This is a genomic window from Leclercia sp. G3L (assembly GCF_021117075.1).
Lineage (GTDB): Bacteria > Pseudomonadota > Gammaproteobacteria > Enterobacterales > Enterobacteriaceae > Enterobacter > Enterobacter adecarboxylatus_C.
This window is the reverse complement of sequence record NZ_CP088265.1, coordinates 583084-600287: the sequence shown is the minus strand read 5'-3', so window position 1 is coordinate 600287 and position 17204 is coordinate 583084. Positions and strand designations below refer to the sequence as shown.

The window sequence follows — 17204 nt, the reverse complement described above, 5'->3', positions numbered from 1 at the left end:
TGAAAAAGGTAATAATTCTTATTAACAATTAGAAATGCCTTTGGAGATTTTTCATGTTCGCTAAAACGCGGCTGGCACTGCTGGTGGGATGGGTTACCGGGAGCGTCGCGCTCCCCCTGATGGCGCAGGAGACGCCGAAAACCGAAACCGTTGTTGTTACCTCGCAGATGCAGAGCGGTGCCACCAAGCTGGCGACCCCGGATATCGAAACCCCGCAGGCGGTGTCGATCGTCACCCGCGAGCAGTTTGAAGAGCAGGGCGCCACCAGCGTGCGCCAGGCGGTGAGCTACACCCCGGGCGTCTACAGCAACCAGATTGGCGCCTCGAACCGCTTCGACTATATCGTGCTGCGCGGCTTCTCCGACGGCAGCCTGGATAACGTCTATCTCGACGGCCTGAAGATGATGGGCGACACCAACTCCCACAGCTCGCTGGTGGTTGACCCCTGGTTCCTGGAAAATATCGAAGTGGTGCGCGGCCCGGCCTCGGTGCTGTATGGCCGTTCCTCACCGGGCGGGATCGTGGCGCTCACCTCGCGTAAACCCTCGTTCGATCCGGGCGGCGAGATCAAGCTGTTCGCCGGGAATAACGATCAGCGCGGGGCGATGTTTGACGTTACCGGCGCGCTGGACGACAACGACCGCGTGGCGGCCCGTCTGAGCGGTATGACCCGCTATGCCGACTCCCAGTTCGATCCGCTGAAGGAAGAGCGTTACGCTCTGATGCCGAGCCTGACCTGGCGCATCACCGATAACACGCGACTGGATCTGATGGCCTACCTGCACCGCGATCCCGAGGGCGGGAGCCACTCCGGCCTGCCGTACGACGGCACCGTGGTCCCGCATAACGGGAAGATGATCTCCAATACCTTCTTCGAAGGTGAGGACGATTACGACAAGTACGATCGTCGCGAGGAGATGGTCGGCTACAACATCGAGCATATGTTTGACAGCGGCTGGTCGGTGCGCCAGAAGCTGCGCTATCTGCATACCAAAGTGGAGCTGAATCAGGTCTATGCCGCCGGCTGGCTGAACGAAACCGAGCTTAACCGCGGCTACTCCGGCTCCGACGAGAAGATGGATGCCATCACCCTCGATAACCAGATCGACGGCAGCTTCGATACCTGGGCGGTGAACCATCGGGTGCTGATCGGCCTCGATTATCAGGATCGCAGCAACAATACCACCGGCTACTACGGCGGCTTCCCGCCGATCGACGCTTTCCACCCGGTGTACGGCGCGAAGCCGGACTACATCACCATGTACAGCCAGGAGAAGCACAAGCTGCGGCAGACCGGCTACTACCTGCAGGATCAGCTCTCGCTGAACAACTGGCGTCTGACCCTGGGCGGGCGCTACGACCAGGTGAGCGTCTCGAATATCGACAAGCTCAACGATACCCGCAGCGATCTGGACAAGAACAACTTCAGCAGCCGCGCGGCGCTGTTGTATCTGTTTGATAACGGCATCGCGCCGTACGTCAGCTACTCCACCGCCTTTACGCCGACCAGCTTTGCCGATGCCAACGGCGATCTGCTGGATCCGATGGAAGGCAAGCAGTGGGAAGCAGGGGTGAAGTTTGAGCCGGAAGGGATGAACAGCCAGTTCAGCGCCTCGGTGTTCCGCATCAACCAGAAAAACATCGCCACCAAAGAGGAGCCGACCGATCCGTACCGCTCTATCGGTGAGATCGAATCTGAAGGGGTGGAGCTGGAAGCGGTGGGGCAGCTGACCGACAGCCTGCGCCTGCAGGCGGCCTATACCTATACCGACATCCGCTACAAGAAGAGCAGCCCGGAGGAAGAGGGCAAGCGTGCGGTCTATGCGCCGCGCAATATGGCCAGCGGCTGGCTCAGCTATGACGTCAAAACCGGGCCGCTCGACGGCCTGACGGTGGGCTCCGGCGTGCGTTACGTCAACGGCGTGACCAGCGACCGCATGAACACCCACACGCTGCCGTCCTACACGCTGGTGGATCTGGCGGTAGGCTATGACCTGTCGAAGGTGGGGCTGACCGGAGTGAGCGCCCAGCTGAACGTCAACAACCTGACGGACGAAAGCTACGTGGCGGCCTGTAACTCACTCTCATACTGCTACTTTGGTGCCGAACGCAGCATTGTTGGCAGTGTGTCGTGGAAGTTCTGAGTCGTTAGCATTGCCCGGTGGCGCTACGCTTACCGGGCCTACGGGACTATCCCCTCTCCCCTTTGGGGAGAGGGTCAGGGTGAGGGGAAGAGACCGCACTATTCCTCCATCGCAATATGAATCGCCTCGCCCATCTTCTTCAACGCCTCACGGTTCTTCTCATTCGGCGGTAACGCCACGTTGATCCGCAGGCAGTTACGATACTTCCCTGACGCCGAAAACAGCGACCCCGCCGCGGCCTGGATCTTCAGGCGACTCAGCTGCTTGCTGACGCACACCATATCCACCTTCTCCGGCAGCTCCACCCACAGCAGGAAACTGCCCTGCGGGCGCGTGACGCAGATCTCCGCCGGGAAATACTGCCGCACCCAGCAGGTATAACGCTCCATATTCTGCTGATAAATCTGGCGCATACGCCGCACGTGGCGATGGTAGTGCCCGTCGCGGATAAACGCCGCCACCGCCATCTGCGTGCCGGGCACGTTAAACCCGCCCGCGGCATATTTCATGTGCATCACCCGGTCGTAATACCGCCCCGGCACAATCCAGCCGACGCGCAGCCCGGGAGCCACGGTTTTGGTAAAGGAGCTGCACAGCAGCACGCGACCGTCGATATCAAAGGAGTGGATGGTGCGCGGGCGCGGGTACTCCGCCGCCAGCTCGCCGTAAATATCATCCTCCACGATGACGATATCGTGGCGCTGGGCAAGGGCCAGCACCTGGCGTTTGCGCGCCTCCGGCATGATAAACCCGAGCGGGTTATTGCAGTTGGGCACCAGGATCACCGCTTTGATCGGCCACTGCTCGAGCGCCAGCTCCAGGGCTTCAATGCTGATCCCGGTTTGCGGATCGGTGGGGATCTCGATCGCCTTGATGTTAAACCCGCGCAGCATCTGCATGGTGCCGTGGAACGACGGCGATTCTACCGCCACGATATCCCCCGGCTGGCACACTGAAAGCAGCGCCAGCGACAGCGCCCCGTGGCAGCCGTTGGTGATCACAATTTCGTTCGCCGCCACCGTCGAGCCGCCGTCCAGCAGCAGGCGGGCGATCTGCTCGAGCAGCTCCTGCCGCCCCTCCAGCACGTCGTAACTTAGCATCTCCCCGGGATGGTGCTGGGCAATGCGGCTCATCTCGCGCCACAGCGGCTTCAGGCTCGGCTGGTTCAGATCCGGCGAGCCGCCGCCAAAAGAGATCATCTCCTTATCGGCGCGGGCATCGAGGAGCATCATCACCTCATCCCACTGGGTCACCTCTACCGGACGCTGCACCGGGCGGGTCATCGCCGGGACGGGCGGCTGCGCTTTGCGCGAGGAGACGAAGTAGCCGGAGCGCGGCTGGGGGGTAATCAGCTGTAAATTTTCGAGGATCTGATAGGCCTGCTGGATGGTGCTGATGCTGACGCCGTGCTCCTGGCTCAGCGCGCGCACTGAGGGTAAACGCTCCCCGCTGCGATACAGTCCTTGTTCAATGCGTTGTGCCAGGAGATTGGCCAGATGTTGGTAGCGCGTCATGCTGTATCCTTGGTTGTCACCATACAGATCTAAAAAGCAGTACAGATTGCCGTGAAAAACGGCATTCAGATACTGTTTTAGCGGATCTGTATGTTAAACAAAAGTTGTTTTTGAATCTGTATTGCAGGCCCCGATTTCCGTGATGATAACTCCACAGACACGATGAGGAGCGCATCATGGAATTTTACGAAAACCGGGCTAAACGGCCGTTTGCGGTGTTTATCTGGATCGGGCGGGCAGTGAAAAAGTGGTATCGCGTTAACCGCACGCGCCGCATTCTGAGCCAGATGAGCGATGAGCAGCTCAAGGATGTCGGGCTGTCGCGATTTGATATGTAGGGTATTGCCCGGTGGCGCTGCGCTTACCGGGCCTGGAAGGGCACGAACCCTAGGCCGGGTAAGGCGTAGCCGCCACCCGGCATAAAGGCCTCACTCTACGGTGGATTTCCCGGTGTTTTCCGCAATGCGGCGCAGATATTCGTTATTTTTAAACGCTACCATGATCAGCTCGAACATCACGCGGGTGCCGATCAGGCTGAACACCATGCCGAAAAATCCGGCGAACAGATGCTCGGTAAACATGGAGTAGAGCCCGCCGATGAAGATAAACAGCATGGCGATCCAGTAGAAAAAGACCAGCACGCGCGGCGTTAACAGATAGTCGAATCCCAGTAGTGATTTCATTTTTTCTTGTCCTTAGAAGTTTTATTTTGCGCGTTGATTATAAAGGCAGTGGCGGTAATTCATACCTTAATGATTATCCGGAAACGGCTTTTTGTGGTGCAAAATCAGGGAGTTGTTATTTCAGAAGATCGCAGGTTTGGCTTTTTGGCCGCGTGAGTAGCGCAACGGCTTCTTCATAGCTGCGCACGTTGTTATACCCCATCACCAGCCCGTAACGTTTATCCGACCCGCTGTACCACGCCGACAGGGCATTCACCTGCAACTGCTGCTGTTGCCAGCAGTGGGCGATCGCCTGGTCGCAGCTGCCTTTGGTTAGAAACGCCACGATATGCATCCCGCCGTCGTTCTGCTCGGTGAAGAATCGATCCCCGTAGACCTCGTGCAGGGCGGCAATCATCCAGTCGCGGCGCTGCTGATAGAGGGCGCGCATCTTTTTCAGATGGCGGAAGAAGTGGCCCTCGTTGAGGAAGGCGGTGAGGATCTTTTGCGTCAGCACCGGCTGGCCGCTGGCAAGCAGATCGGCGCAATCGTTGAAGGCCGATACCGTGCTGGCGGGCATCACCACGTAGCCGAGGCGCAGGGACGGCATCACGGTTTTGCTGAAGGTGCCCATGTAGATCACCCGATCCTGACGATCGAGGCTTTTCAGTGACGGCAGCACCTTGCGGGTGTAGTGAAACTCGCCGTCGTAGTCATCTTCAATGATCCAGGCATCGTTCAGCCCGGCCCAGTCGAGCAGCTGCTGTCTACGGGGCAGCGACAGCGTGACCGCCAGCGGGCTCTGGTGAGACGGGGTGACGATAACGAACCGGGCGTCGGGGTGGTGGCGCAGCAGATACCCGGTGTCCATGCCTGAACGATCCACCGGCACGGTGTGCAGGCGCGGCACGATCCGCCGGAGCAGCTGCTGGCCCATAAAATAGCCTGGATCTTCAAACACTACCTTGTCGTTGCGGCTGGCGAGGGTATCGAGGATCAGCCGCAGGCTGCCGCTGTAGCCGCTGGTGATCAGCACCTGCTCTGGCGTGCAGGACAAGCCGCGCGAAATGTTGAGGTAGCTGGCGATCGCCTGGCGCAGGGGCCCCCAGCCCATCACCGGCGGGTTGAGCATCTCCTCCTGACGCATGGCGCGCACCGCATGGCCCGCCAGCAGCAGCCATTTCTTATACGGGAAGCTGTCCAGCGCCGGGATGCCGGGGCGCAAAAAGCCCGCCCGTTCCCGCTGGCTGACCAGCGATTCCGGCAGTTGGCCGGTAAGCGGATCGTCGGGCGGCGGGGGCGTGACGGGAAGAGTGAGGTCCGGGTTCACCCGCGTGCCGCGCGCGCCCTGGCTCACCAGATAGCCCTCGCCGGTCAGAATGGCGTAGGCGGTTTCAACCGTTTTGCGTGCCACCTTCAGCTCTTCCGCCAGCACGCGGATGGCAGGCACCTTGTCGCCGGGCTTGAGGACGCCGCGGATGATGTTGTCCCGATAGCGGGTATAAATTTCATGATAGCCCGGCTTCATGTCCTACCTCGTTTCGCGCTTTTTGTATCTTTTTACTATGTCATGAACGGCGTAAATTTGCCCCATCGCATTTCCTATGCCGCACACCCGGAGAAAGACAATGAGCACTCGCGTTAACCACCATAAAGCCACACCTGCCCTCGCTAAAGCGCTGTCCGACCTGAGCATGGCGGTGAGCCAGACCTCCATCGACCCGGCGCTGAAGCACCTGATCGACATCCGCGTCTCCCAGCTCAACGGCTGCACCTTCTGTCTGGATATGCATTCGAAAGAGGCCAAAATTGCCGGCGAGCTCGAGCTGCGCCTGTACCATCTGACCGCATGGCGCGAGTCACCCCTGTTCAGCGCCCGTGAAAAAGCGGCCCTGGCCTTCACCGAAGCCCTGACCCAGATCGGCCCCCACGGCGTCAGCGACGTGTTGTACCGCAGCGTGGCGGAACACTATTCGGAGATTGAGATCTCCGAGCTGAACTTTGCGATCGTGGCGATCAACGCCTGGAACCGTCTGGGGATCACTTCCCGTATGGAACCCGGCGCGCTGGATGGCGCCTACGGCCTGAACAAAGCTAACCTCGAGTAAGACCGCGCTCGCGGATCATCGCCACCAGCGCCCGCAGCCCCGGCGGGACGTGGCGATGGCCGGGGTAGTAGAGGCGCAGCCCGGCAAAGGGCTGCGACCACTCGTCCAGCACGCTCATCAGCTCCCCGCTTTGCAGCTCCTGCTGAATATAGAGTTCCGGCAAAAATCCGACCCCTAGCCCGGCTTTTACCGCCCGGATCGAGGCAAAGAGATCCGAGGTGGCAAAACGCGGCGGCACCGCCAGGGCGATCTGCTCCCCGCGTCGCGCCAGCTCCCAGCGATAAATTCCCCCGTGCGCCATCCGCATGCCGATCCCCTGGTGATGCAGCAGATCGTCCGGGGTTTGCGGGGTGCCGTAGCGGGCAAAATAGTCCGGCGTGGCGGTGACGAGCTGACGAATGTCGGGGGTGAGCGGCACGGCGATCATGTCCTGCGGCACCGACTCCGCAAGGCGCACCCCGGCGTCGTAACCTTCCGCCACTATATCGATCATCCGCGCTTCACTCACCGCCTCGACGCGCATTTTCGGGTAGCGGATCATGTAGTCGATCAGCAGCGCATCCAGGAACAGCGTGCCGACGTTATTGGGAACGTTCAGGCGCAGGGTGCCGGCAGGCTCGTCGGTCTCGCTGTGGATCTCTTCGTCTGCCTGTCGAATTTCCTGCAACGCCGGGCCGATGCGTGCCACATAGCGCTGCCCGGCGTCGGTGAGCCCCACGCTGCGGGTGGTGCGGTTAAACAGGCGCGTTTGCAGGCGGGATTCCAGCCCGGCAACGGCGTTGCTCACGGCGGTGGCCGACATTCCCAGCTCCTGGGCGGCGGCGCGAAAGCTGCCGCGACGCACCACGGCCATCACCACTTCCAGCTCGGTCAGTCCTGAACGGTGCATAGATTATCCTGAAAATCGAAACAACCTTTGCAGCATAGCGTGGATTATCGTAACGGAGAAGGCGTGCCAGACTGGGTGCATCCAGCCTGAGGAGGTTTATATGCATCACATCGAACAGATTTATATCAACGGCGAATTTGTTACCCCACACGGCACCGAACGTTTTGATCTCTTTAACCCGGCGACGGCCCGGGTGATGGGCCAGGTGCGTCTGGCCGATGCAGTGGATGCCGAACGGGCCATTGCCGCCGCAAAAGCCGCTTTTCCGGCGTGGTCGCAAACCCACAAACAGGAACGCATTGCCGCGCTACAGCGGATGCAGGCTGCCGTGGCGGCCCGGCACGACGATCTGCTGCAGGCGGTGATTGAGGAGTATGGTGCCCCCGCGTCGCGCTCGGCGTGGATGGCGAGCTATCCGGCGGAGGCGATCGGCCAGGCTATCGCGGCGCTGGAGGCGTTTGAATTCGTGATGACGGCCGGGGCGGCCCGGGTAGAGATGACGCCGCTCGGCGTCGCCGGGCTCATCACCCCGTGGAACAGCGATGCGGGCTTTATCTGCGGCAAACTGGCGGCAGCGCTGGCCGCAGGCTGCACGGCGGTGATCAAGCCCAGCGAGATCAGCGCCCTGCAGACGCAGATCGTGACCGAGGCGTTGCACGCCGCCGACCTGCCGCCGGGGGTGTTTAACATCGTCACCGGGCGCGGCGACACGGTGGGGGAGACCATCAGCCGTCACCCTCTTGTTGCGAAAATCTCGTTTACCGGTTCAACGCAGACCGGCAAAGCGATCCTGCGTAACGCGGCGGAGAACTTTACCCGCGTCACCCTGGAGCTGGGCGGCAAATCCCCGACCCTGATCCTCGACGATGCCGATATCAAACAGGCCGTTCCGCTGGCGGTGCAGGCCGGGCTGATGAACAGCGGGCAGGCGTGTGTGGCCGGTACGCGCATTCTGGTGCCGCAGTCGCGGAAAGCGGAATTCGAGCAGGCGCTGGCTCAGGCCATCGCAGCGGTGAAGTCCGGCGATCCGCGCGACAGCGCCACCGGGGTCGGCCCGATGGTGAGCGAGAAACAGTGGCAGCGGGTGCAGGGGTATATCCGCAAAGGGCTGGAGGAGGGGGCGCGCCTGCTGGCGGGCGGAGAAGGGCGGCCGGAAGGCACCCGGGACGGCTGGTTTGTCCGCCCGACGCTGTTTACCGACGTGCACAATCAGATGACCATCGCCCGGGATGAAATCTTCGGTCCGGTGCTGTGTGTGATTGCTTATCGCGACGAGGCCGAAGCCATCGCCATTGCCAACGACACCGACTACGGCCTGAGCGCGCTGGTGCTGGGCGGCGATGTGGCTCGTGCCCGCCGCGTGGCGGCGCAGATCCAGTCCGGTCGCGTGCTGGTGAATACCCTCGCCCATGAGCCCAAAGCCCCCTTTGGTGGGTTCAAACACTCCGGCGTGGGGCGCGAGATGGGTACATGGGGGATCAGCGCGTTTATGGAACCGAAGTCGATCCTCGGCTAAAACACCGCCCGGCGGCGCAGGCTTGCCGGGCCTACAGTTAGTGCCTTAGTAGGCCGGGTAAGCGCAGCGCCACCCGGCAATTCGCGGTTTATTCGGCAAACAGCTTTTCAATGGATTTTGTGGGATAAAAAAGAGCATCGGCGTTGCTACCCGTTAAAGGAATAAAGCCGAGCGTCAGATAAAAATCTTTCGCCTTATCGTTGAGCGCATCCACAAACATGCCGTGAATGCCCACAGCCTGCGACGCCAGCCAGACCACTTTCATGGAATGTGTTACCAGCGTCATCCCCCAGCCCTGACCCTGCAGATCCTGGTGTATTGCGAGGCGCCCTAACGTGACGCTGGGTACATTGACATAGGGCACTTTGCGCTGCTGCGTTTTTGATGGCAGGGTCTCTTTCTCAAAGCAACTGCCGGACAACGTATAGTAGCCCAGCACTTTAGGCGTAGGGTCATCGGTGACGAGAAGATAAGCGCGTAACAAGCGCCCAACGTGCTGGCGTGCAAGATGCTCACACAGAAAACGGTTGAGGGTATCTTCCCCGCAGTTGAAGCCTGTTAAATCATAGTGAGTCGTTTGCGAAAACATCCTTATCGTCAGATTAGCCACGTCTTACTCCATGTTTTGCAGACGTCTTGCTGCGCGTTTCAGCCTCTCATTGGGCTCTGGCGGGTTGTCGAGTGCATCCATAACGCGTTTCCACGAATCTTCATTAAGGATCAGGCGGCGATGCTGCTCAATGACTTCGGCAGCCCGTTCCGAGGCACTGTTAACCATAAACTGGGTGATTGTCTGGTTAGTCATCGCCGCAGCTTCTTCGATCAGATCTTTGTCTTCGTCAGTTAACCTGAGGTCGATGCGCTGTTTTTTCAGTGCTGGCATTTTTACTCCGGGGTTATCTTTATGTACGGATAAATTCCGTACACGAACTATAAAACTGAACAGGATTTTTTTCAATCCGGGCGATAACATTTCGCTCCTCACCGAAGCATCACGTTTTTCTTTCCTGCATCCTCTCCTTAACATCACAACGGAGAGATCCTCATGATTGCAGTCCTGTTTGAAGCCAGAGCGCAACCCGCGCATCAGGCGCGTTACCTGCAGCTGGCCGCCGGGCTAAAACCGCTGCTGGCGAATATCGACGGCTTTATCGATATCGAACGTTTCCAGAGCCTGACCAACGACGGCAAAATCCTCTCCCTCTCCTGGTGGCGGGATGAGGAAGCTATCCTGAAGTGGAAGCAAAACGTCTTTCACCAGGCCGCGCAGGCCGAAGGGCGGGCGTCGATCTTTGCCTGTTACCGGATTCGCGTGGCGCAGGTGGTGCGGGAATACGCCTCAGAGACCGGAGGACACGCCGATGTATGACGTTCATGTGATTTTCAACACTGTGCCGGGCGAACTGGCGCGCTTTGGTCAGCTGCTGGGGCGCAACGGCGTGGGGCTCGAGGGCGGGGGCGTCTTTGGCGTGGAGGCGCATTTTCTGGTGGAGGAGGGCGAAAAAGCCCGGCGCGTGCTGCTCGACGGCGGTTTTAACGTGCAGGCGGTGCGAAAACCGCTGATCCGAAAGCTGAAACAGGAGCGCCCCGGCGAGCTGGGAGAGATTGCCGCCGCGCTGGCTGCGCAGGGGGTGTCCATCCTGACCCAGTACAGCGATCATGCGAACCACCTTATTCTGCTGACGGATAATGATAAGCTGGCCGCAGAGATCACCGGGCCGTGGGTTGCCAATGCTAAAGACCAGTTTACCTCCTGATAACAGCGCCACGCTGGAGCTGGCCGTGGCTGCGGTCGCCGCGGCGATGGCCGACCCGTCACGGGTAAAAATGCTCTGCGCCCTGATGGACGGACGGGCGTGGACCGCCACCGAACTCAGCGCCGTGGCGGATGTGGCGCCTTCTACCGCCAGCGGGCATCTCACCCGTCTGCTGGAGGGGAGGCTGATAACCTGTCTTTCTCAGGGGCGGCATCGCTACTACCGGCTGGCGGGGCATGACGTTGCGGCGCTGGTGGAGCAGATGATGGGGCTGTCGTGGGGGCGGATCACGCCGCCGGAGACGACGGCACCGGAATCGATGCGTCACGCTCGCACCTGCTACGACCATCTGGCGGGCACGGTCGCGGTGAAGATATATGATTTTATGCAGGCGGCAGGCTGGCTGGCGGCGGACGGATCGGCCCTCACTCTGAGCGGGCGCGAGGCGTTCCTCTCCCTGGGGATCGCGCTTAATGCCAATACGCGGCGTAAAGCCTGCTGCGCCTGTCTGGACTGGAGCGAGCGCCGCTTCCATCTGGGCGGTGAGGCGGGCGCGGCGCTGCTGGTTCATATGGACACCAAAGGCTGGATCCAGCGGGTAGCGGGGTTTCGCGACGTGAGCGTGACCCCGTCCGGCCAGCGTGCCATCGATCGGCATTTTAGCCGCTGAGGAAACGCCCGGCGGCGCAAGCTTGCCGGGCCTGCAAAAACACCGACCGCACGACCCGCAGCCCAGGTAAGAAAACATCAACCATTTCTACGGTTATTTATTCATCTGAACTATATATAAAATAAAAATCATTTCTTATCTAAATAAATAAACCTTGAGAATTGTCTCATGTCAAAGTTTATAATTTTTGCGCTTGCCAAAAATAGCCCGGCATGAAAAATTAGCCGATGCTGTTATCAGCTCACCATTCGAATGCTTATAAGATGTAATTTATTAACAGGGAAGGGAATATATTGTGTCTAAAATAAAAAGTTACGCCGAAAGCGTATTGTTCCAGAGTATTATTTCATTATCGAATACGGCCTGTACACCCGGCAGCCTTGCCTGTCTGTCAGAAAATTATATTTCACGTCTCGGCCATAACGATGTCCCCCTTACGCTGCGCAAGGCGCTTAAGGATGTTAAAGCCTTTCTGGCTGTGCTTATCGAAACAAGTAACGGTAATACAATCGCTTATGCGCCAGGCGTGAACGGGCATCAGTGTCTGTTGACTCAGATTACGGAGCTGTATACCGACGTGGTGGCCTGGAATGCGGTTGAACAGTACATTTCGGCGTCACAGTTTCTCTTATTTTCTGACGCGAATAATGGAACTCAGAATCCTTCGCATAGCGTGATCAATTAATATTCTTTCCTCTATAAAAAGAGAGCTGCATCCTCGGGTATGCGGCTCTCTTTTTTATTGGAAAAGTCTTAACAGACAGATAGCCCTCTGTAATTCCAGCATAACATTCCCCAGAAATAGGCTTTTTTGTAAGGGAAGGCACGAATTGCCGCGAAGCGCTTAAGACTATTCCTATAATCATCGGGAAAAGTGTTAATTGAAAATTATTACATTCTCGATGATTATGAATGAATCCACAGTGATGCCAGGGATATAGACGATGATTATAGTATTAACATCCTGTAGATATTTTCAGCAGGGCTTTGCCATGCTGGCCGATCAGCTTATGAACGACTCACCGTCGTTTCAACGGGTGCTTTATCTGGATGATATTAACGACGCGACAAAAGACGATCTGGTCCGGACAAAAGCCATTGTGGTGGATTATGGTCAATCCGACATTAACGTTCTGAATGCCCTGCTGGAGGTCAAAAATCGTTATCAGCAGAGCTATTTTATTTTTATCACCCGCGATGTCTGCTACGAAAGCACGATTGATAATATTTTAATTAACACCATCGCTGATTACACCATCGACTGTAAAAGTGCTGTACGCCAGCTACGCGCCTGCCTTGCACACTTTGCGCTGGAAGATCAGCCGGTGACTATTTTTAAAAATATTCGCTGGCATCATCTTGAAAAACAACAACCTTTAACCAAAATGGAGACGATGCTGCTGCCTTATATTGTGTCGGGAAAAAAGAATAAAGAGGTTACGCGCTACCTGGATGTGACCGGAAAAACCGTCAGCCATCATCGACGCAATATTTATCGTAAGTTTGCCGTGACCAGTCTGACCGGGTTGTATAAGAAATTTGATGAACGTGTTTGATGGTGTAAGGGACCTGTATGGAAAGAATGATTACTGCACAAAAAAGTCTGGAAAAAGCGTTGTTGATCCTGATCGAAACTGCCGATAGCGAAGAGAAACAGTGGCGTATTTACCGCGAATGTCTGTGCAAGATCACTCAGGAGAGCCTCCCGCATCTGTTACGCATGGACTATTTTAGTCTGTTAAGGCTGGCCAACGTGCCGTTTAACAGCGCCGGAAAAATGTCGCCTGCCGGCCCTGATACCAGCCAGGGGATCAACGCCCTGCTACCGATGGCCATTCTTCTCCTTTATAAGCGCCTGACCGAGTGGTTATCTGTTGAAGCGTATCTCCGCAAGAGGCATGTTTCCTCCAGATAAGATCGATCGTGCGCAGGCAGGGCCCGCTTTCGCAATTCCTGCTGTTTAGATCCTCGTTTCTTGATACTTACCCTGATAACTATTATCTTCTCAGCGTGTGAAGCGAGGTTTCCCCATGCGTGAAGAAGATCTGTTCTGCCGCAGGCCAATGGGCATGCGGATGGCAATGATTGTGCGTCAGTGGCGCGCGGTGATTGACGACGCCATTCTTGAGACCGGGTTAACCCAGTCGAGCTGGACGGTGATGATGCAGCTGAAGCAGCTGGGGGATAACGTCTCGGTGAGCGAACTGGCGGAAGTGCAGGGTATTGAACTGCCGCCGCTGATGCGCACCCTTTCACAGCTGGAAAAGCAGGGCTACCTGCTGCGCACCACATCGCCTTATGACAAGCGCATCCGGCTGCTGACGCTCACGCCCGAGGGGAACACGGTGCTGAAAACGCTGACCCAGGTAATCGAAACGTTCCAGACGCGGGTATCGCAGAATATCGCCCCGGAGCATCTCGACATTTTTAGCGCCACACTCAATCAAATCGCCTGCAATTTGCGGACAATCCGCGAAGAAGATAACAAGACCGAATAATCATGACCCCTGAACAAAAGTTTGCCCGCTGGGTAAGGGTGAGTATTGCCTCTTTCCTGCTGATGTTTGTCTATTTTATTGTCGCGGATATCTGGATCCCGCTGACGCCGGACGCCACCGTGATGCGCGTGGTGACGCCGGTATCGGCGCGCGTCTCCGGCTATGTGGCGGCGGTGCACGTGCACAACAACAGCCAGGTGAAGAAGGGCGATCTGCTGTTTGAGCTCGACCCGACCCCGTTCCGCAATAAGGTCGAGGCCGCCGAGATTGCCCTGCAGCAGGCGCGTCTCGCCAACCAGCAGCTGGATGCGCAAATCGTGGCGGCCCAGGCCAGCCTGAAAACCGCCCAGCTCACCGCCCGCAACGATAAAGTGACCTTTGATCGCTATCAGAAACTCAGCACCCTGCAGAACGTCTCCCAGGCGGATCTGGATAAAGTCCGCACTACGTGGCAGAGCAGCGAGCAGGCCGTTGCCAATCTGGACGCCAGCATTCATCAGCTGCGCATTGAGCGCGGCGAGCGTGACGAAAGCCGTAACGTGACCCTGCAAAAATACCGCAACGCGCTGGACGAGGCCGAACTCAACCTCGGCTGGACGAAGATCTACGCCGAAGCTGACGGCACGGTCAGCAACGTCCAGCTGAGCCCCGGCTTTTATGCCGCCTCCGGCTCGGCGGCGCTGGCGCTGGTGAACAACCAGAGCGATATCGTCGCCGATTTCCGCGAAAAGAGCCTGCGCCATACCCACCAGGACACCGATGCCGCGGTGGTATTTGACGCCTTCCCGGGCCGCGTATTCCGCGCTCACGTCACCAGCAGCGACGCCGGTATTTTAGCGGGACAGGAGGCGGTCAATGGCCAACTGTCGGAGCCCGAGACCTCCAACCGCTGGGTGCGTGATGCCCAGCGCATGCGCATCCACGTGGCGCTGGACGAAGCCCTGCCGAAGCACCTGCCGACCGGGGCGCGCGCCACCGTGCAGCTCTATAACAGCGAAGGTCCGTTTGCCCGCTTCTTCTCCGGGATGCAGATCCACCTCGTCAGCCTGCTGCACTATGTCTACTGATCATCATGTCTATTAATACCCTGGCGCGGGTCTTTACCCCGCACGGCAACATCGTCTACACCGCCAACGACTTTCGTCAGACGCTGCGGATCGTGTTTGCCGGGATGATTGCCCTGAGCGTGTCGAGCTTTTACAACACCAGCTACGGGGTCTTCTTCGTGATCTACCCGATTATGCTCCTGTCGCTGGTGCCGGTGTTTAACCGCCACGTCGCTAAACAGTTTGTGTTCAGTTCCGCGCTGAACTGCCTCGAAATGGTGTTTATTATCGGCTATCTGGCGCAGTGGCCGCTGATCATGACCCTGGTGGTGTTTGGCCTCTACGTGATGCGTTTTCGTTTTATGAGCCAGGGGCCGCTGTTTCTGTTTGGCTCGATGGGGGTGGTGTGCCAGAGCACCATGCTCAACTTTATGAGCTACCCCACCACTAACTGGCACACGCTTTTATTCTCTAATCTCGAAGCCAGCGTGATGGCGGTGTGCCTGAGCGCGCTGATGCACTATCTGCTGCCGGATGTCGAACCGCGTACGCCGCCGCCGCGTCTGGAGAAAGATGCCGCCCGGGTGCGCCATGAGTCGTTGCTCTCCGGCACCGTGGCGACGCTGATTTTTGTAGTGTTCCAGATAAGCGATCTCAGCGATTCGCTGTCGGCGCTGATGGCCGGGGTCCTGATACTCTTCCCGATGCACTACCGCGGGGCGGTGATGAGCTCCCTGTGGCGCGTGGTCGGGGTGGTGCTCGGCTGCCTGTACATTCTGGTGGTGCAGCTGGTGCTGTACGATCACAGCAGCCACATGCTGCTGCTGATGCCGCTGATCGGCCTTGGTCTGGCGTTTGGCGCCCGCCTGCACGTGATGGAGAAGGTCGGGGCCGGAGTCGGTTTTGCCAGCATCACCACTATCGGGATTATGTTCGGCCAGAACATGCACCCTGACGGCGACCTGGTGTTCAGCGATCTCTACCGTATCGTCTCGGTGACGGTGGCGCTGGTGGCGACCCTGACCCTGGTGTTCCTGATGCACCTGATCCTTAACTGCTTTGCCCCGACGCGCTACGTGATCCGTAATCCGTAGCCCTTACCGGGTGAGCAGGGGCAGCACCTCGGGCAGTTGCGACAACAGGAACAGGATCAGCCCGATGGTGCCGCCCACCAGGGTGCCGTTGACCCGGATAAACTGCAGATCCTTGCCGATGTTGAGCTCAATCTGCCGGGACATATCTTTGGCATCCCAGCCTTTGACCGTGTCGCTGATGTGGCGGGTGAGGAAGCGGGCAAAATCCGGCGCCACGCGATGGGCGGCCTGCTCCAGATGCTCGTTCAGGGAGGCGCGCAGGTTGGTGTCCGCCACCAGGGTTTCACCAAACCACAAGCCAGCGTTGGCGAGGCGCTGCTTCACGCGGGAGTCGTCGCTCTGCATGTCGGCTTTCAGCCACTGGCGCAGGTCGGCCCACATCTCCCCCAGATAGCGGTTAAAGGCCTCGTCGTTCTTCAGATATTCTTTGATGTTCTCGGCTTTGGCCGCGGTTTCAGGATCGTTTTTCAGATTATCCACCAGCTTAAGCACCGCGCGATCGAAGGCCTGACGGATCTGATGGGTGCGGTCGTGGCTGACGTCATCCAGGATGGCATTCACCGCATTGGAGACCAGCTCGGCGCTCTGATCTCCCAGCCACTCGGTGGGCAGGATCATCGCCTTGCGCGGGTGCTCGGTCTTCAGCCAGTGAACGATTTGCGCGGCGATAAAGTCGCGGGTGCTGTCGCGTTGCAGGAGCGTAATCAGGCGGTTAATCACCGCATCCAGCAGTACCTGATGGCGGCTGTTTTTGGTCATGCTCTCCAGCATCGCGGCGCTGGTTTCGCTGAAATCGACCTTATCCAGCGCCTTATGCACCGCCCGCTTAAGCATCCGCTGGATGCGCCCGTCGTCGGTCAGCTCAAGGAAACCGCTCATCACCTGCATGATATGCTGCCCGACGCGCTGGGCGTTATCCGGCTTGTTGAACCAGTTACCGATAAGCAGAGCCGGTTCATGCTGGCGGATCAGCGCCACCAGCGACTGGGTATCGAGGAATTTCTCCTGCACGAACTGGCCAAGATTGTCACCAATCCTGTCCTTATTGCGCGGGATAATTGCCGTATGACGCGAGATAAAGGGGATCGGCACCCGGCGGAACAGGGCCACCACGGCAAACCAGTCGGCCAGGGCGCCGACCATCGCCGCTTCGGCAATAGCTTTCACCCCCCGCACCCAGAAAGTCTGTGGCAGGAAGAGGGTGGCGATAAAGGTCGCGGCGGCAATCAGCAGCAGCGACAGCGCCAGGAGCTTGGCGCGTTTGAGTTCAGCGAGTTTTTCCATAGGGTTAAGGATAGAGGCAGGA

The 17204-nt window shown here is 58.4% G+C and carries 19 protein-coding genes and 1 pseudogene; 13 read left to right on the top strand and 7 right to left on the bottom strand.

Annotated features, from left to right (window positions below; translation table 11 throughout):
* Nucleotides 1-34 precede the first annotated feature (34 nt).
* Nucleotides 35-2144 (top strand): annotated as a pseudogene (gene foxA, locus LRS40_RS04260) (ferrioxamine B receptor FoxA).
* A 98-nt stretch (nt 2145-2242) separates the two neighbouring features.
* Here the strand turns inward: foxA and LRS40_RS04255 are convergent.
* Nucleotides 2243-3658, bottom strand: a complete 1416-nt coding sequence (locus tag LRS40_RS04255; RefSeq protein WP_231313173.1) for a PLP-dependent aminotransferase family protein — start codon at nt 3656-3658, stop codon at nt 2243-2245.
* A 176-nt stretch (nt 3659-3834) separates the two neighbouring features.
* On the opposite strand from LRS40_RS04255, the gene LRS40_RS04250 reads away from it, so the two are divergent.
* Nucleotides 3835-3996: a DUF1127 domain-containing protein gene (locus LRS40_RS04250; protein WP_142488076.1), complete on the top strand. Its 162-nt coding sequence runs from the start codon at nt 3835-3837 to the stop codon at nt 3994-3996.
* A gap of 90 nt (nt 3997-4086) precedes the next feature.
* Here LRS40_RS04250 and LRS40_RS04245 read toward each other — a convergent pair whose 3' ends face one another.
* Both LRS40_RS04245 and LRS40_RS04240 read right to left on the bottom strand, forming a co-directional pair.
* Nucleotides 4087-4341 (bottom strand): DUF4282 domain-containing protein, encoded by a 255-nt coding sequence (locus tag LRS40_RS04245; RefSeq protein ID WP_142488077.1) that lies wholly within the window; start codon nt 4339-4341, stop codon nt 4087-4089.
* A gap of 115 nt (nt 4342-4456) precedes the next feature.
* Complete coding sequence (locus LRS40_RS04240; RefSeq protein ID WP_231313172.1) at nt 4457-5848, bottom strand: PLP-dependent aminotransferase family protein; 1392 nt, start codon at nt 5846-5848, stop codon at nt 4457-4459.
* Between the two features lie 100 nt (nt 5849-5948).
* Between LRS40_RS04240 and LRS40_RS04235 the strand changes: the two genes are divergently transcribed.
* Nucleotides 5949-6428: a carboxymuconolactone decarboxylase family protein gene (locus LRS40_RS04235; RefSeq protein ID WP_231313171.1), complete on the top strand. Its 480-nt coding sequence runs from the start codon at nt 5949-5951 to the stop codon at nt 6426-6428.
* Here LRS40_RS04235 and LRS40_RS04230 read toward each other — a convergent pair.
* Nucleotides 6415-7317, bottom strand: a complete 903-nt coding sequence (locus tag LRS40_RS04230; protein ID WP_231313170.1) for a LysR family transcriptional regulator — start codon at nt 7315-7317, stop codon at nt 6415-6417. The genes LRS40_RS04235 and LRS40_RS04230 overlap by 14 nt on opposite strands.
* 100 nt (nt 7318-7417) lie before the next feature.
* Here LRS40_RS04230 and LRS40_RS04225 point away from each other — a divergent pair, with 100 nt between their 5' ends.
* Nucleotides 7418-8833 carry an aldehyde dehydrogenase family protein gene (locus tag LRS40_RS04225; protein ID WP_231313169.1) on the top strand — a complete coding sequence of 472 codons (1416 nt, stop codon included), beginning with the start codon at nt 7418-7420 and terminating at the stop codon, nt 8831-8833.
* 88 nt (nt 8834-8921) lie between these two features.
* Here the strand turns inward: LRS40_RS04225 and LRS40_RS04220 are convergent, their stop codons facing one another.
* Together LRS40_RS04220 and LRS40_RS04215 are read right to left on the bottom strand one after the other, a co-directional pair.
* The gene (locus LRS40_RS04220) at nt 8922-9422 is read right to left on the bottom strand and encodes a GNAT family N-acetyltransferase (protein ID WP_231313860.1); all 501 of its coding nucleotides are present in this window, start codon (nt 9420-9422) and stop codon (nt 8922-8924) included.
* Nucleotides 9423-9446: 24 nt separating this feature from the next.
* Nucleotides 9447-9716, bottom strand: a complete 270-nt coding sequence (locus LRS40_RS04215) for a DUF1778 domain-containing protein (RefSeq protein WP_142488082.1) — start codon at nt 9714-9716, stop codon at nt 9447-9449.
* A 162-nt stretch (nt 9717-9878) separates the two neighbouring features.
* Here LRS40_RS04215 and LRS40_RS04210 point away from each other — a divergent pair, with 162 nt between their 5' ends.
* From LRS40_RS04210 to LRS40_RS04170, 9 genes are all read left to right on the top strand, one after another.
* On the top strand, nt 9879-10202 hold the full coding sequence (locus tag LRS40_RS04210; protein ID WP_231313168.1) for an antibiotic biosynthesis monooxygenase: 324 nt from the start codon (nt 9879-9881) through the stop codon (nt 10200-10202).
* Nucleotides 10195-10590: an amino acid-binding protein gene (locus LRS40_RS04205; RefSeq protein WP_142488084.1), complete on the top strand. Its 396-nt coding sequence runs from the start codon at nt 10195-10197 to the stop codon at nt 10588-10590. Before LRS40_RS04210 ends, LRS40_RS04205 begins: the two co-directional genes overlap by 8 nt.
* The gene (locus LRS40_RS04200) at nt 10565-11260 is read left to right on the top strand and encodes a helix-turn-helix transcriptional regulator (RefSeq protein ID WP_231313167.1); all 696 of its coding nucleotides are present in this window, start codon (nt 10565-10567) and stop codon (nt 11258-11260) included. The genes LRS40_RS04205 and LRS40_RS04200 overlap by 26 nt, the downstream gene beginning before the upstream one ends.
* Nucleotides 11261-11555: 295 nt before the next feature.
* Nucleotides 11556-11945, top strand: coding sequence for a hypothetical protein (locus LRS40_RS04195; protein ID WP_231313166.1), 390 nt, complete (start codon nt 11556-11558; stop codon nt 11943-11945).
* Nucleotides 11946-12252: 307 nt separating this feature from the next.
* On the top strand, nt 12253-12816 hold the full coding sequence (locus tag LRS40_RS04190) for a helix-turn-helix transcriptional regulator (protein WP_231313165.1): 564 nt from the start codon (nt 12253-12255) through the stop codon (nt 12814-12816).
* Nucleotides 12817-12833: 17 nt separating this feature from the next.
* Entirely contained in the window at nt 12834-13175 is a 342-nt protein-coding gene (locus tag LRS40_RS04185) for a hypothetical protein (RefSeq protein ID WP_142488088.1), read from the top strand.
* A gap of 115 nt (nt 13176-13290) precedes the next feature.
* A complete protein-coding gene (locus tag LRS40_RS04180; RefSeq protein ID WP_231313164.1) occupies nt 13291-13758 on the top strand; it encodes a MarR family winged helix-turn-helix transcriptional regulator in 468 nt (155 codons plus the stop codon).
* Nucleotides 13758-14825 carry an HlyD family secretion protein gene (locus tag LRS40_RS04175; RefSeq protein ID WP_142488090.1) on the top strand — a complete coding sequence of 356 codons (1068 nt, stop codon included), beginning with the start codon at nt 13758-13760 and terminating at the stop codon, nt 14823-14825. The genes LRS40_RS04180 and LRS40_RS04175 overlap by 1 nt, the downstream gene beginning before the upstream one ends.
* A gap of 5 nt (nt 14826-14830) precedes the next feature.
* A complete protein-coding gene (locus LRS40_RS04170; protein ID WP_231313163.1) occupies nt 14831-15898 on the top strand; it encodes a DUF2955 domain-containing protein in 1068 nt (355 codons plus the stop codon).
* A 3-nt stretch (nt 15899-15901) separates the two neighbouring features.
* On the opposite strand, the gene LRS40_RS04165 is transcribed toward LRS40_RS04170, so the two are convergent.
* The gene (locus LRS40_RS04165; protein WP_231313162.1) at nt 15902-17182 is read right to left on the bottom strand and encodes a DUF445 domain-containing protein; all 1281 of its coding nucleotides are present in this window, start codon (nt 17180-17182) and stop codon (nt 15902-15904) included.
* Between the last annotated feature and the right edge of the window lie 22 nt (nt 17183-17204).

Bases quoted from the DNA above. Each gene is read 5' to 3' on its own strand.
- LRS40_RS04210 (WP_231313168.1), top strand. From the start codon at position 9,879: ATGATTGCAGTCCTGTTTGAAGCCAGAGCGCAACCCGCGCATCAGGCG.
- LRS40_RS04170 (WP_231313163.1), top strand. From the start codon at position 14,831: ATGTCTATTAATACCCTGGCGCGGGTCTTTACCCCGCACGGCAACATC.
- LRS40_RS04220 (WP_231313860.1), bottom strand. From the start codon at position 9,422: ATGTTTTCGCAAACGACTCACTATGATTTAACAGGCTTCAACTGCGGG.
- LRS40_RS04200 (WP_231313167.1), top strand. From the start codon at position 10,565: ATGCTAAAGACCAGTTTACCTCCTGATAACAGCGCCACGCTGGAGCTG.
- LRS40_RS04255 (WP_231313173.1), bottom strand. From the start codon at position 3,658: ATGACGCGCTACCAACATCTGGCCAATCTCCTGGCACAACGCATTGAA.
- LRS40_RS04225 (WP_231313169.1), top strand. From the start codon at position 7,418: ATGCATCACATCGAACAGATTTATATCAACGGCGAATTTGTTACCCCA.
- LRS40_RS04185 (WP_142488088.1), top strand. From the start codon at position 12,834: ATGGAAAGAATGATTACTGCACAAAAAAGTCTGGAAAAAGCGTTGTTG.
- LRS40_RS04245 (WP_142488077.1), bottom strand. From the start codon at position 4,341: ATGAAATCACTACTGGGATTCGACTATCTGTTAACGCCGCGCGTGCTG.
- LRS40_RS04165 (WP_231313162.1), bottom strand. From the start codon at position 17,182: ATGGAAAAACTCGCTGAACTCAAACGCGCCAAGCTCCTGGCGCTGTCG.
- LRS40_RS04235 (WP_231313171.1), top strand. From the start codon at position 5,949: ATGAGCACTCGCGTTAACCACCATAAAGCCACACCTGCCCTCGCTAAA.
- LRS40_RS04205 (WP_142488084.1), top strand. From the start codon at position 10,195: ATGTATGACGTTCATGTGATTTTCAACACTGTGCCGGGCGAACTGGCG.
- LRS40_RS04180 (WP_231313164.1), top strand. From the start codon at position 13,291: ATGCGTGAAGAAGATCTGTTCTGCCGCAGGCCAATGGGCATGCGGATG.
- LRS40_RS04230 (WP_231313170.1), bottom strand. From the start codon at position 7,317: ATGCACCGTTCAGGACTGACCGAGCTGGAAGTGGTGATGGCCGTGGTG.
- LRS40_RS04215 (WP_142488082.1), bottom strand. From the start codon at position 9,716: ATGCCAGCACTGAAAAAACAGCGCATCGACCTCAGGTTAACTGACGAA.
- LRS40_RS04240 (WP_231313172.1), bottom strand. From the start codon at position 5,848: ATGAAGCCGGGCTATCATGAAATTTATACCCGCTATCGGGACAACATC.
- LRS40_RS04190 (WP_231313165.1), top strand. From the start codon at position 12,253: ATGCTGGCCGATCAGCTTATGAACGACTCACCGTCGTTTCAACGGGTG.
- LRS40_RS04250 (WP_142488076.1), top strand. From the start codon at position 3,835: ATGGAATTTTACGAAAACCGGGCTAAACGGCCGTTTGCGGTGTTTATC.